The organism is Aeromonas sp. PrichA-15 (genome assembly GCF_017939245.1).
Taxonomy (GTDB): Bacteria; Pseudomonadota; Gammaproteobacteria; order Enterobacterales; family Aeromonadaceae; genus Aeromonas; species Aeromonas caviae.
The window spans coordinates 1-13,579 of the sequence record NZ_JAGKRH010000289.1; the positions used below are offsets into that span (position 1 = coordinate 1).

Genomic DNA, 13,579 nt, shown 5'->3' on the forward strand with positions numbered 1-13,579 from the left:
AGAGAAGTTGCTCAAGATAGTGGTTGGCATCGATAATGGTCATGGCTTCGTGCGTGGCGGTTTTGTTTGGCGATAAAATCAGATCACAATCGAAGCCATTTTTATATCTATTTCAATTGGTTGCTGCTAAAGATCCTGTACATGAGCAGTTGCTGAACAGCGTGCCATGCCAGATCGTCCCCTTCGGTGCCCTCCTTGGGGCTACGCCACCACAGATCGCCCAGCCCGGTACGGCCGGCAATGCTGAGGTTGGTCAAGGCATCCATCGGCCCTTTGGCTAGCAGCTCCCCGGCGCGGGGCCCGAGCGCCTCGGTCAGTGCCAGGCGGAATGACGCTTCACCGCTGCGGTCATCGTCGTCGTCTAGCCCTGCCGCTATCGCGTAGGCGGCAAAGGTCAGTGGAGTTGGCAATCCCATCACCCCCGCCATCACCCAGTGGGTGGCGAGCACGCCACCAAGGGTCTTGGCTGCAAGCTTGCCATCGGCAATCGCTCTGAGGTCATCTTGCGTCAGCTCCTTGCCAAGCACTCCCTTCTTCCAAGCCTTCAACGACCCAGCTTTGGCTGCTTTGATTGCATTGGAGTAAAGAACGTAGGTCATCATCTGGCTGTAGATCTTGAACTGGGTCAGCACCTTGGTGATGTCGTTGCGCATATAGCGCGGACGGTTGCTGGCGGCGTAGTTGCCGTGGCCGTCATACACCATTTCAGCCACCCGGTCAGCGTATTGCTGGCCATTGAGCGTCGGTTCCGCCTGCTTGAGCAAGCGGTATGCCGCCAGGGCGGCCACCTCCCGGTTGAGCACCTCGGCGTTGTGGAAGGTGGCCCCCGCCCAGCGCATGGCTCGGCGCCAGCGTTTCCCCATCGGCTTGGCATCTTGCTGGTCGGTGTCAGCCTTGGCAGCAATGCTGTGCGCCTGGGTGAGATCCAGCGCCCCTGCACGGTAAAGCCTATCCAGGATGGCCCGCTCATCCGCTGGCAACGTGGTAGAGCGCGTCAGTGAGTGCCACGCTTCGGTAGTGCCAGCCTTGAATTTACCGTGCTTCACATAATCCCCCAGCGCCTGGGTCATGGCGGCAGCAGACTTCGCAAAACCATATTTGGCTCCCAGCTGGGGCAGCATCACGGTGAAGTTCTGGGTCATGTTGACCACAGCAGAGGCAACCGATGGGCCGATGTAGTAGAGAAAGCCGATATTACCGGCAGAACCCGCCCACGCCTTGCCGGTCGGGTTCATGTTCAGGTCATGGCGCTTGTTCATCTCATTGAGCACCTGCTGAGCTATCTCCAGGTCTTCAGGCTTGAGGCTGCTTGGCTCGCCAGCGACACCAGCCCGGATCTGCTCGCTCAGCTTGTCCAACTCCCCCAGCATCTTGTGGCCATAGCGGATCTTGGATACGTGGCGGGCATAGTGGTAGACGCTGTTGAGGTAGGCTCGGTGTGCATCTCGGCTGGCCCCCTTCACCCGACGGCGGTGAATGGCATGCTTGGCGTAGGAGGCATCCGGCATCATGCGCAGCATCGCCTGCCATATCTCGTCTTTCAAGGCGCTCTTACTGACCCCATCGGCGCTATCGAGGAAGCTCAGCATCTCCATGCCGAGCTGGTTCGCGTTGGCGCTATCGCCACCGCCCTCCTCTTTGACCGTCATCACCGCGTTGTAACCGTCACGCTGGTACTGCTTAACCGCCTGTTCGGCGTCGGCTCGTCGCTCAAAGTGCTCGCGGACGTACTCGTCCCCCTTGCGAGCCTTAACCACGTAGTCGCCGTAGCGGGTCAGCGGGAAGTAAGGGCCATGCTGCAGGGCGTGCTCCATCTTCTGGCGCATCTCGGCAGCCATGGCACGTCCTTGGTTTACACCTAGCAAATCCTCCAGTCGCTGCTCAATCGCACCACGCAGGGATTCCCATTGCTTGGTGTAGGTGTCCTGCATGGTGTCGTAGAGAGCCTTGGCATTGGCTGGCAGCGCGTTGTACTGCCTGGCCAGCTCGGAGTGATTGCGCTCGATGATGTGAAGCTCTGCTTCATAGGCTGCTTTGGTCTTCGGTTTCTTGGCTCGTTCTACCTTCTGTTTGGCCTCCTGATAGTAACTGTTCTCATCAAGTGACTTGTCCGGGTGCAAGCGGGCCATGGTCGCGTCGTGCATCAGGTTGGAAAGATCAGCCTTTTCCTGCTTGCCAAGTGCATCCCACAGAGGGTCTATCCGGGTTTCTGCATCCAGCAGAATGTCGTTGCGATCAGCCTCCATCTGGGTGCGCAAGCGCTGATACTGGGATACAGCCCCGCCCGTGATATCTCGGTAAACTTGGTCAATCTGCAGGTCGGTCAAGGTCCCAAGCATCAACGGTCGCCCCTGCTTGAGCCAGTTTTTTACTGAGCTAAGAGCAGCTCCGGCTTGGTAGACCGCCTTTTGCTTGATGGATTGCTCAAGAGTTTTAGAGTCGTCGGCTGCGGTATTGGTTTGGCTAAAGCGGACATCCGGGTTGGACTTGGAATATTCGCCATTGTTTCCGATGGCAGATTTAATTTGCTCAGGGGTAAAAACTACGTATTCGAGGCCATCACCAATGATGGCACCATCATGCCCATTCGCTCTGGCCTCGCGCAGATAATTACCTTGCTCTTCGAGGCTCATCTCGTCCAGATAGACTGGATTATTCAATTTCAGGTAGACGGGAATGATGTTGGCATTAGGTCGATTTTCGGCGTAATCGTTGGCGAGTGTCTTGTCGGGGGTAAAGAAAAATCCCCCGGCGTCTTTTTCTCTACCATTATCTTCACCATAATAGAACGATTGATTCTCGACCGCATCACGCGTATTAAACGCAGTAATATCTGATTCTGTTGCGTGATAAACAACAACTGGATTGCCCGCACCATCTCGCATCAGGCTATTCCCAAACCAACGCCAGAAGTTGCGAAGCCCCTCCTCGGTTTGGTGGATTGGCTGCCCATCATGGTTTATGGTCGGTCTCTCCACTCCGCTAACATCAAGGGTTTTTCCAACCGAGTCTTGGCTTATTTCTGTTGGAAGATCTACCTCCTGGCTGAATTTCTTGTCGCCGTCCGGACCATTATCATCCGGCCCGGAACGCTTGAGCTTCTTGCCCAACCCTTCGATGAGGGAGCGGGTCTCCGCGGCGGTAATGCCATCAGGTACAAAGCCGACCGCACGCAGCGCCCGGGTGACCATGGCCACAACCCGATCCCAGCCACGGCCCCAGGCCCCCTGCTCGACTTCGGCGAGGTGGGCCACCACTTCCTCGGCTTGGGTGCCGATGTCCTCATCGGCGTAATGGGTGTTCACCCAGTCCCACACCGGCTTCATGCTGGGGTCTTTCTGCGACTGAATGAGCCGACTCATCAGCTTGGTGTATTCCCCATCACCCAGGACATTGGCCAGGCCATAGTGGGCCAGCACCTCATGGCGCAGGATCTCGCGCATCCGCTTGGGATTGGCGATGGTATCCGCGGCCACATGCAGGGTTCCGCTGTCATCATCAAAGGCGGCGCGGCGGATCAGGCCATCTTGTGCCGCCAGCCCCAGCGCCTTCTCCAGCTCTGCCTGGGTGGCGTGGATCTGCACATCAATGCCACTGGCGCCCCGGTACTGCTTGAACCACTCCTTTGTTACCAGCTCCGCCTCTTTGCGGGTCAGGTGCTTGGCCGGCTTGTTCCCTTGTGCCATTGCCTGCTTTGAGAAGCGGATGATGCGCTCGGGCTTGTCATCCTTGGCTGGCTCATCGGCTTGTTTGCCGATCACCTCCTTATCACCGCGGATGTTCTGGCGGGTGCGCTCACCGTTGCGAATGCCCTTGCTCACGGCCCGGATCAGGCTGTCGAGCTCGTGCTCCTTGATAGGGCCCTTGACCAAACCGATCTTGCGCAGCAGGCGGGAGAAGGTGGCCTTGATATCGTTCCAGGTCTGGATGGCGCGAGAAGGCAGTTCCCGCTCGGCGAGGCGGGCAAACGCCTCTTCAGCGACCGCCAGTTCCCGCTCGTGCTCCTTGATCGCATCGAGCTGGTCACCCAGATTGCTGGCATGCCTCCAAGCGGGGGCAAGCCACGGCTCCTTTTGTGCTGCGATCAGCTTCTGGAGCAGAGCCCGCTTATCTTCTGGCGCAAACGTGTCCAGGCCGTAGTGACCCAGCAACTCATGGCGTAAAGTTTTGAGGAGGTCCGCTTTCGCTCCCAACTCCACTGATTCTCGTAGTCGTCCCTTCTGCAAACGAAGAGCGGGAGATCCAGAAACGGTCCCTCTGGCATTTCCTGCGACGACGGTGAAGAGGTCGGCGGAGGGGTGATAGGCACCCTTGGTGGTTCTGGCGGTATCGGAATCGTCGGCGACGTTTCGGTAGATTTCACTGACCTTCTCCCTGATAAACGGCTTCAGCGGAATGTTTCCGTTAAAGTCCGCCAGAAAATCGTCCACGATCCGCGTCGCTTCGTCAACCGATAGCCCTTCATAACCTCCTTCCCGCTGCTGGGACATCCGTACTTTCTTGGCGCGAGTGACGGGGTCGCCCTCCATGGGAGGTGCTGCCACAATGTTGGGGTTATCGAGCGGCCGCTTGATGGCTACCGGCTCGCCAGGGTTGCGTACCCGGCCAACGGCAGCGGCCAGCACATCAGCCTTGATGCCGTCCAGCCCCCAGCGCGCATCATCAGGGTTATCCCCATGCTCGATGCCCAACTCATCCGCAACCGCGATAGCTTCCTCATCGGCCAACGCGTTGGCATCAACAGGCTCACTCTCCATGGAGTCGGCTGGTTTGGTGGTGCCCCCCTCCTTCACCCAGCGCTTGAACGATTCCACCGGCATCGCCTTGATGGCACCCAGTCCTTTCCAGCCCGCCTCGTAGTTGCCAAGGTAGCCTTCCCGGGCGGCCTGCTCATCGGAAAAGCCCATCATCACCTTGTGTTCGTCAAACTTGCCGGTTATGGGGTCCACCTGGTCCACCACATAGACCGTCTCGCTATCCGGCTTGTCACCGATGAACACATCGACATGATCTCCGTCCGCCCCCAGGGTGCGTTTAATGTAGCCGTAGTCATGGGTCATGGTTGACTGCCATGCCTTGCCATCCTGATCGGTACCGGATCTGGTGGAGCCTTTGGGGTTCTCGAGCGCAATATCCAGCCCCTGCAGCTTGATGTGCCCCTTCTTGTAGTTCCCCGCTTCCTTCTGTGCTTCGGTGGGCTCCGGCGCTATCTCGGCGCGGGCCGCTTCAATCTGCCGCACCGGTTCACTGGTGGCAGGCGTGGTGAGCTGTCGCACCTTCGCTACCGAAGTCGTGGACACTACCAGGCCACCCTTGCCCGGGATCGCCTTCACGCCGCTATCCTTGGCCCACTGCTTGATGAGCGGCACATCACCTTTCAAGGTGATGGTTCCATCCGGGTTATCAATGGCCTCTGCCCATGGCGTAGGTGCGGCGACAGGTGCAGGCACTACCGGATCTGGTTGCGCCACCTCAGAAACAGCAACCCCGGCATCTGTGGCCGGGGCTGTCAGTGTTTGGTCATCTTGCTGCTGTCCATCAGGTACAGGTGCAGGCGCAGCGAGATCTCCCCGATCTCCGGCTCCAGCTCCATCGGCGAATCCGGTAATGGCTGGTTCAGCGCCTGCTGCAGCAGGATCGCCTGCGCCAGGCTGATCGCGTTGTCCTTCACTGCTGATTGCAGGTACTGGGGTAACTGGCTCATTGCTCACCTCTGTCTTGGGTTGCTTGACGGGGATAACCTCTCGGTATCCGGTATCGATGGCTGGTGCTAGTTTGCTGGCCTCGCCTGCCTGGGCAGACGGTGCCGGAACTGTGTCAGCGCTTACGTTTTTGGCTGGCTGATCAGATGGTTGACGCATGTCAGCGACATTGATGTCGTCTACTTGGGACGGGGTGGAATTGCTTGACGGTTGCTTGACTGCGCCCTGCTGCGCTTGGGCCTGTTGCACCTCACCGATAGCCGCTACCCCAAAGCCGCCACCGTTGAGCGGGACTGGCATCTCCTGCCCGCGACGACTGGCCATGACTGCCTCTTTCTCGGTGGCAAAGGGCTTGCCCTTGCGGGTGATGCGCAACGACTTGAGCGGGCCAAATACCGAATCGGTGGCGCTGCCTGCCTGCTCGATGGACTGCGCCACCGGGCTGCGCGGATCGCGGGTGGACTGCTCGCCCATGCTGGTATCGACCTGATCCCGTGACAGCCTGGGCGGGGTATAGGCGCTATTGCGCGGGTCAGCGCCCGGTGTGCCCCCGGCAAAGAGGGTCTCTGACTGACCGATCTGCAGGGGCTGGTTGTTCAGCTCGCGCTCACGGCGGGCCAGATCGGCGGCCCGTTGCTGCTCGGCGCGCAAGTCATTGCCATAGACCACATTGCGGTGCGGCAACTCGTTACCCACCTCGCGGGCCTCACCCTCAATCACCGCGCCCGGCAGCTCGCCAGCGGGCTTGGTGGAAGATGCCTCTGGCGGCAACACATCCCCCTCCTGCCCGCTCTGCCAGCGGGTACGCTCACCACCTCGGAATTGCGGGCCGGGGCCAGCCTGTTGGTCATCGTGATCCCCAGGTGCGGCCACTGCCTCCCCCTTGGGTTTAGCATTGGCATCGCCCGCAAAGATCACATCCTTGAGCGGCAGGGCTAGGCGCTGGTTCTCCATGGCTACCTGCTGGGCGCTCTTGTTGCCTGCGAACGGGTCAAGCCCGAGCTCGCCAGCCTGAGCTCGCTCATAAAGGCTCTTGCCCTGATCGCCAGCCTTCATCTGGGAGGCAACCAGCTCCTGCACGGTCTGGCCGAACTCACCCGCCAAGGCGCGCTGCACCTCGCTATCAGCCGCCATCCCCTTGAAACGATCGGCGGTATCGTCTTGACGCAGATAGGCGGGAACATCACGCAGCTCGTCAAACTGGCTCCCACTGGGACCGAGCGGGTTCAGATCTCCCTCAGCCTGTGTGGCGGAGGGCGCCTGCTCGCCGTCTTCCAGTGGAACAGAAGCAAAGTTCGGATCCACTGCCGGACCAGCAGCGCCCTCCGTCACCGGCGCGGAAGGCTCTGCAACCGGATCGGTCCCAACGCCATCATCCTGGCTGGCATGCTTACCGCCTCGCGCCCCACCGACAGCACCTACCGCACCACCTGTCCCCATCCCTATCAAGCCGCCCTCGATCGCGCTCGACATGACCCCCTTCATCGGGTCGATATCAGCGGCGGCCACCTCGTTGAGGGATTCGTTGACGGCGTATTGCTGCACCCCCTCCTCCAGGGTTTCGCTGATACCCTCACCTGCCGCCCCCTTGGCAGCACCTTTCAGCACTCCACCGGTGGCCGCCTTGCCAGCCAGCATCTTGAACAGCATGGCGTCGCCCATCATGGAGCCCATGGCGGCAGCTCCCCACACCTTGGCGTCGCTCATAGTGGCTCGGCTGGCCAAGTTGGCCGTTTCCTCACGGGCCAGCCCCAGCTTTTCCTCATCAGAGAGATGGGCGGTCTGTTGATCCTGGTCGATGCGAGTAAACGACTGGCGGAAGGTATCGCTGCCCGCCAGCTCGTCAAAGCTCATTCCCAGCACAGTGTCGCGGGTGTTCACCCCGGCACTGCCCACCGATCCGGTCGCCCCGGTGGTCACAGCGGCGCCGGTGGCAATTTTGGATACTGCCTTGGCGGCGACCGCTTCGGCTACCTCCTGGGTCGCGCCACGCTTGACCATGGATGCAGTGACAGCGCGGCCGATAGAGGCTTTGGCGGCCACCCCAGTCACCCCGCCAGCGGCGAGTGTCGGTAGCAAAGAGCCAACGCCCTGCGCCATTTTCATGGCCCAGACATCGATATCCCCTGCACCATCCCCCAGGGTCAAACGGCCTTCCGGTGTTTCATCTACCAGCCGGCGCCCCATGGCCTCCTTGGCATCCGCGCTCATTCCCTCGGTCAGCGACTCGGCTCCCCCTTGGGCCAGGTCACCTGCGCCCGCAACCACATCCAGCAACGGGCTCAGCTTATTGGCCATATTGGCACGAGCCTGTTCCAGGTAGTCGCCCCCCTGCTTCCCGGCATTCTCTTTGCCGAAGTTGCTTGCCTGCCGTGCGAGCTCACCAATGCCACCGACCAGCTCCAACGCGCCAGCGCCTACCGCCTTGGGATAATCACTCCATTCTGTGTCGAGGTCTCGCTTTGGGGCCGCAGTTGCGGGCGGTGATGAAAGCTGACTGTTGATGCCATCCCAGAACTGCTTTCCTCGAGAGTCAGATTGCAGCGGTTGTGGCAGGGATGCGTCACGGAGACTGTGCTTGTCCATTCGAGTGGCCTCGGCTTTATGCAAAAGAAAAGCCCCGAGCGGCGAACCGTTCGGGGCTTTTGAGATGGGGCGATCAGCATGCAGACTGATCGACGATGGAGAGATGCTAACGCTGGGGTGGGTGAAAGGCAACTAGCGGCGTGCCTGGGCCAGGCTCATCGCCTGATAGGCCGCCGCCCCATCTGGTGCCTTGTTGAGCGTCGGCTGTCCATTAGTAAATGGTGCAATAACCGCATTAACGGCCGCCTCTTCTGCTGCGCGGTAGTTGTGCGGTTTATTTTTACCCCCTTCCATATTGCGCACCTTCTCAGCAGATGCCGCCGCTTGCTTGGCTGCCTCCTCTTTCGCAACAGCTTGGCGCCATAACGCAAAGGCACCGTCCATTTTTTCCGGGCTTTCAAGATAGCTGCCAAGCCACCCCCCCTGCTCAGCCTCCCTCATAAACTGCTGACGTTCAGGGTTGCTCTGGCTCCACTGTTCAGGATTGACACCAGAGGGTGCCGCACCAGGTGTCCCGCCAGAATTCACCCCGTAGACAGACGGCAAGCTTTCTCTGGCCTCATCAAATGCCGCTTTGACCGTGGCCGGATCCCCGCCATCGGCCAGCGCCTTGGCTTCTTGCTTGTGGAGATCAGCCAGGGCAGCCTTCAGCCCTTTATAGTCAGCCGGTGGATTAACACCGGTCTGTATAAGAAAGTTCTCCCATTGTTCTGGGTTTTGCTGGATCTGCTGGCTGACCTGGCGCGCCTTGCCGAAGTATTGAATCAACCTCTGGGGGGTGAACTCCTTGACGGGGTCGCCCGGGTCACCAGTTCGGCCCTCGGTTATAGGGGCATCTTTGACAGTTTCTTCACCAGTCTTTGGGTTGATGTAGGTCACAGGGGCCTGAAGGAAGAATGTCCCGCGGTCTGTTGGAACAACCTCCACCTCTCCATATGACTTAACCACTCCTGTGGGGGTGACGGTCCCAATACCTTTTTCGAGATCGCCCTTGACCATATAGGTCAGAGCTTGCGTCACCTCGGAAGTATTAATTGCCTTATGCAATTTCCCCATATCCCAGGCCTTGGCGTCCGGGTTGTTAATGATTGCTTTCATCCCTTGATAAACAGTGTCAGAACTCCGGTGCCATTGCGGGTCACCAAACACGCGGTATGGATTTCGCCCGGCGGCATATTCATGGTTCAACAAAGCATCTTGCTCTGGTGTAATTTGCTCTCCTCGCCCCAGCGCTGCTGTCGCCATATTGAACGGCGCCTCATTGTCAAGCCACCACTGGTCCCGTTTGTTCTTTGCCACGGCCAGTGCGTGAGACTCTTGGGCCCTTTTATTTTGCTCCACGTTTAGGCTCAGCATCGCGTTGGCGCGCTTATTATCCAACTCAAGTTGATGCTGCCGCCCGGCGTATTCTAAGTTCCATTGTTTGTCAGATACCGTATCCCTCTCTTTTCGATAAACAAGCTCCCCTTGATATTGTTCATCAGCCTTCTTCTGCCGATCCTGCTCGTTCTGCCACATGGCATCACGCAGGCTCATGGCCTTGTCCAGCCGCTCATCTTCTTTCTGGCCACGCTGATAGCGGTCCATGGTGTTGAAGCCGGCCAGAAAGCCTTCGGCCAATCCTGAAATGCCCATCCCAACTCTCCTCAAAATAAGCTGCTTGCCAGAAAGCCAACACCCGCGCCGATAATTGCCCCAACAGGGCCACCTGCCGACCCGTAAGACGCGCCAATCATGGCGCCAGTGGCAGCGCCGGCACCTGCGGCAGACATCTTGGCCTGCTTCTCCTGCGCCTTGAGCTGCTTGTTCCCCATCTCAACTTCATTTTCACGGTTGGCCGCATCACGCAGCCCTGCCATGCCCTGCTGGCGCGTCTGAGCACCGATATCCAAAATGCCGTAGCCCATTAGCCTTGCCCTCCAGTCTTGATTGCCTCGCGTAACCCAGCGTCCGCCCCCGTCAGGATCCCCATCTGGCGAGCTTGCTCCTGTTCACGCAACCCATTCTCGGCGCCCGCCGTCATCAGGGCCATGCGCAGCCCCTGGCTGTTATCATTGGCATTGCTGCTGGTGCCCAGCCCCATCCGCGCATTGCGGTTGGCCGTGGCCTGCTGAGCAGAGCGCAAGGCGTTGGTGTTGTTCTCGCCCACCCGGCCCAGTTGTTCCCTGAGCAGCTCGCCGTTGGTGGCCAGATCCATCAGCTCCTGCTGCTTGGGATAGAAGCGAGTCTTCCAGTCCTGGTATTGCTCGCGGGTGATTTTGGCGTAAGTGTCTGCGGCGTAACCCATGGTTACCTACCTCCCAAATACGTTTTTGCGTTGGGGTTATAGACGCGGTTATCAGCGAGCGTCTTAGTGCTATCGAGATGTGATGCAACATCACTGTTGCTGGTAACCGTCGGCGCTTTCAGATTGCTCAGTCCATACGACGCCCCCGCCCCCAGCACGGTACCCACCATGCCAGCCGTGGCCTGTCGATTCTGGAACGAGATCTGCGCATCACTCACCGACTTGCGCAGACTGGTCGTGGCCACATCCCCCATACCCGCCAGGGACTCCGCTTTCTGCCCGGCGCCAATGCTCACCACATCCTTGAGGCCAGCCACATGCCTGTCTTGCTGGCTGGACTGCGCTCGATTGGCCGTGTCCGTCTGGCTCAGGGCCTGATCCGTCTCAAGCCCGACCATCGTCTCCTGGTACCGCCCGCTGGTCGGGTCGATGCCGCTGGCAGCCATGGCATCGGCCTGCCCCTTTCTGGCGTCGCCAAAGGTTTTTGCCGCGCCCAGCGACGCGGTGCCAGCCAGCTTGTCGTACTTCCCCTCACCGTTGAGGTCATCCACCTTCTCGATGAAATAGTCCTCGTACTGCTGCAGGTCGTTCTTGTAGAGATCCCACTGCTCCATGGCCACACCGGCTGCAGCCTTCTGAGCCTCCGTCTCCTTGATTTCGTTCGAACCGCCCTTCCCCATCACCTACCCCTCACAGGTTGATCTGAAACACATAGAGCCCATCAGCATCATCCGGCTGACGGACCCATCCCATTCTTGGCGCAACCTTGAGCCACCCCTTACGCGCCGAGTGGAAGCGCAGCCAGCGTGCCCCAATCAGGCGTGCCAGGCGTTTCACTTCCGGCAGGTGCCGCTCAGGCGCGCCGCCATCACCCCACCCAACCCAGATCACCACCCCCACCAGACCTTGTTCGGCGACCGGCTTGAGCACAAACCCGTCATCGCCACGCACAAATAAAAACGCCATCCGGTTTCGGATGGCGTCTTGCAGTTCGGCGGGTAGCCTTGGGTTGCCTGTGTCGCTGGCGATGCGGTTGATGTAACCGATAGGGTTACTCAAAAGTGGCGCTACCATGTTTGAACACCATTGCTACAGCACCAACGAGTGATACTGACACATCGCCAAGTATCGAAACTTGAAACTGTCCGCGAACCCCGGCAGGCAACGTAACAGTTGCACTTGCCGTGGCAGAGTCTTTCCTTGAGCCGCCTGTCGCAGACACAGACTCTCGACCAAACTCCACTCCATTCATGTAAAACACTGCCGTACAAGCGCGGGTGCCTTCTGAAGGTTGGCCGCCGCTGCCATAGTTATACCCCTCCGCTTTGATGTTTATGCCTGTGACAATAACCCCTCTGGTAAAATTTGCTGCGGCCACATTAAAGAACATGCTGAATGGGCCGCTTGGTTGCTGCATGTATAGCGACTTTATCGCCGCCACATCGCCAACAATCCGCTCTGCAAAGATTGTCCCATGCACAATGCAGTTCTGATCTATCGTGCAGTTGCCTATGGTCATATTGCGAACATAGCCGCCCTCGGCATAGAGACGATTTGTGTAGATACTGCCGTCAGCGTAAATGATGGTGTACCACCCCCATCCCCAGCCGCCATAAGGGCCACCCTTACCGAATCCAGCTGCCCCGCCAGACAGGAAGGCATTGCCCATATCGATCTGGCCACCGTTAATCAACGGGGTTGTGATGCTCGCCCCGGCCTTGATGTAGTCGGCGGTGATCTTCTCTGACTGGATGATCTGGATGGTGGCCTTTCGGATGATGGCCTCGGCAATCACGGCCTGCCCGTTGTCGATGGCAAACAGCGGCGCCATGGGCGTTGAACTATTCGGGTTGAATACGAACACCTGAGAGGCAGAGATAGCCACCTGGCTGGTGCCGTCCGACTTGGCAACCAGGCCGATCCCGGCGGTGATCTGGCCCGCGCTGGCTTTCGCTGTCCACATGGCCTCGGCTCCATTTTGCAAGTTGGCAATAGCTTGGCTCTGGAGTTGAACGGCGGCGACACTGGCTGGAATCCTCGGGTCCTCAGTGGCAACCCAAGCAGTACCACTGTAACGATACGGCTTGTTGTAGTAGGACGCGTCAAACCACAGATCACCGGTCACCATGCCAGATCCGGGGGCGGTGGCTTGGAAGAATGTCTTGTTCTTGCTACCGGCGACGGCTGAGACCGTATCAATCTGGCTGCCTAGTGCTTGTATCGAATCGGCACGGGCGACTGACTCTGCCGTGATCTGGCCTTGGAGTTGCTGATCTCCCTGCTGATAGTTTGCCGTTACCTGCTGGATCTGCTGAGCCATGGCCGAATCTGCATCAGCCCGCGCCTTCGCTTCGTCATTGATGGCCGCAGTATTTTTCGCAACTCCCTGTGCAGCTTGATCAGCGCTTGCCTGAGCGGCGGCGGCGGCTTGAGCTGCATCGATCGCGACCTTGTCTGTTACTGCAACCCAGGCTGACCCACTCCACCGCTTCGGAGTGTTGGTGCCGCTGGTCGTATCAATCCAGAGATTCTGAGCAAGCCGATCTGCTACTGCTGGAGCTGCCGACTGAATGAGCACCTTGCCCTTTCCATTGGCTATCCCCGCAGCAGCCGCTGCATCCTCTTTTGCCTGGTTTGCACTACTCTGGGCTCCTGCCGCAGCGGTGCCCGCCGATTCTGCTGTGGCCTTCACCTGACTCAATTGCTCAGAAAGGGACTGGTTTGCTTCAGCACTAACACGGGACACTTCATCGATGCTGGCCGCCATGGCCTGCTCCGCCCCCTTGAACTCTGCATCCAAGGTGGACAACTGTTCAGCCAGCGCGCTATCAGCATCGCTCCGCGCCCGCACTTCAGCTGCAACAGCAGCATTCGTCGCGGCGTCCGCCGCTTTGAACTCGCTATCAACAACACTGATCCGCTGTGACAGCGCCTCATCAGCCGTCGCCCTAACCAACTGCTCATTGGTGATCTGCGCCTTCAGATCTGCCGTTTCGGCATCAAA

General features: G+C 59.1%; 7 protein-coding genes. All 7 read right to left on the minus strand.

Annotated elements, in window-relative coordinates; all coding sequences use genetic code 11:
- Positions 1–107: 107 nt before the first annotated feature.
- Positions 108–8,288, minus strand: coding sequence for a PLxRFG domain-containing protein (locus tag J9889_RS24315; protein ID WP_246878155.1), 8,181 nt, complete (start codon positions 8,286–8,288; stop codon positions 108–110).
- A 132-nt stretch (positions 8,289–8,420) separates the two neighbouring features.
- Complete coding sequence (locus J9889_RS21070) at positions 8,421–9,923, minus strand: hypothetical protein (RefSeq protein ID WP_210558007.1); 1,503 nt, start codon at positions 9,921–9,923, stop codon at positions 8,421–8,423.
- Between the two features lie 11 nt (positions 9,924–9,934).
- Complete coding sequence (locus tag J9889_RS21075; RefSeq protein WP_210558011.1) at positions 9,935–10,195, minus strand: bacteriocin; 261 nt, start codon at positions 10,193–10,195, stop codon at positions 9,935–9,937.
- Positions 10,195–10,575, minus strand: coding sequence for a hypothetical protein (locus J9889_RS21080; protein ID WP_210558015.1), 381 nt, complete (start codon positions 10,573–10,575; stop codon positions 10,195–10,197). The genes J9889_RS21075 and J9889_RS21080 overlap by 1 nt, the downstream gene beginning before the upstream one ends.
- A 2-nt stretch (positions 10,576–10,577) precedes the next feature.
- A complete protein-coding gene (locus tag J9889_RS21085; RefSeq protein ID WP_246878156.1) occupies positions 10,578–11,255 on the minus strand; it encodes a hypothetical protein in 678 nt (225 codons plus the stop codon).
- 10 nt (positions 11,256–11,265) lie between these two features.
- Positions 11,266–11,634 carry a hypothetical protein gene (locus J9889_RS21090; RefSeq protein ID WP_246878157.1) on the minus strand — a complete coding sequence of 123 codons (369 nt, stop codon included), beginning with the start codon at positions 11,632–11,634 and terminating at the stop codon, positions 11,266–11,268.
- Positions 11,627–13,579: DUF1983 domain-containing protein (locus J9889_RS21095; RefSeq protein ID WP_210558016.1), on the minus strand; the 1,953-nt coding region annotated here is incomplete at its 5' end. The genes J9889_RS21095 and J9889_RS21090, both read right to left, overlap by 8 nt.

Coding starts and splice junctions, on each gene's coding strand:
- J9889_RS24315 (WP_246878155.1), bottom strand. CDS start 8,288: ATGGACAAGCACAGTCTCCGTGACGCATCCCTGCCACAACCGCTGCAA.
- J9889_RS21080 (WP_210558015.1), bottom strand. CDS start 10,575: ATGGGTTACGCCGCAGACACTTACGCCAAAATCACCCGCGAGCAATAC.
- J9889_RS21085 (WP_246878156.1), bottom strand. CDS start 11,255: ATGGGGAAGGGCGGTTCGAACGAAATCAAGGAGACGGAGGCTCAGAAG.
- J9889_RS21070 (WP_210558007.1), bottom strand. CDS start 9,923: ATGGGCATTTCAGGATTGGCCGAAGGCTTTCTGGCCGGCTTCAACACC.
- J9889_RS21075 (WP_210558011.1), bottom strand. CDS start 10,195: ATGGGCTACGGCATTTTGGATATCGGTGCTCAGACGCGCCAGCAGGGC.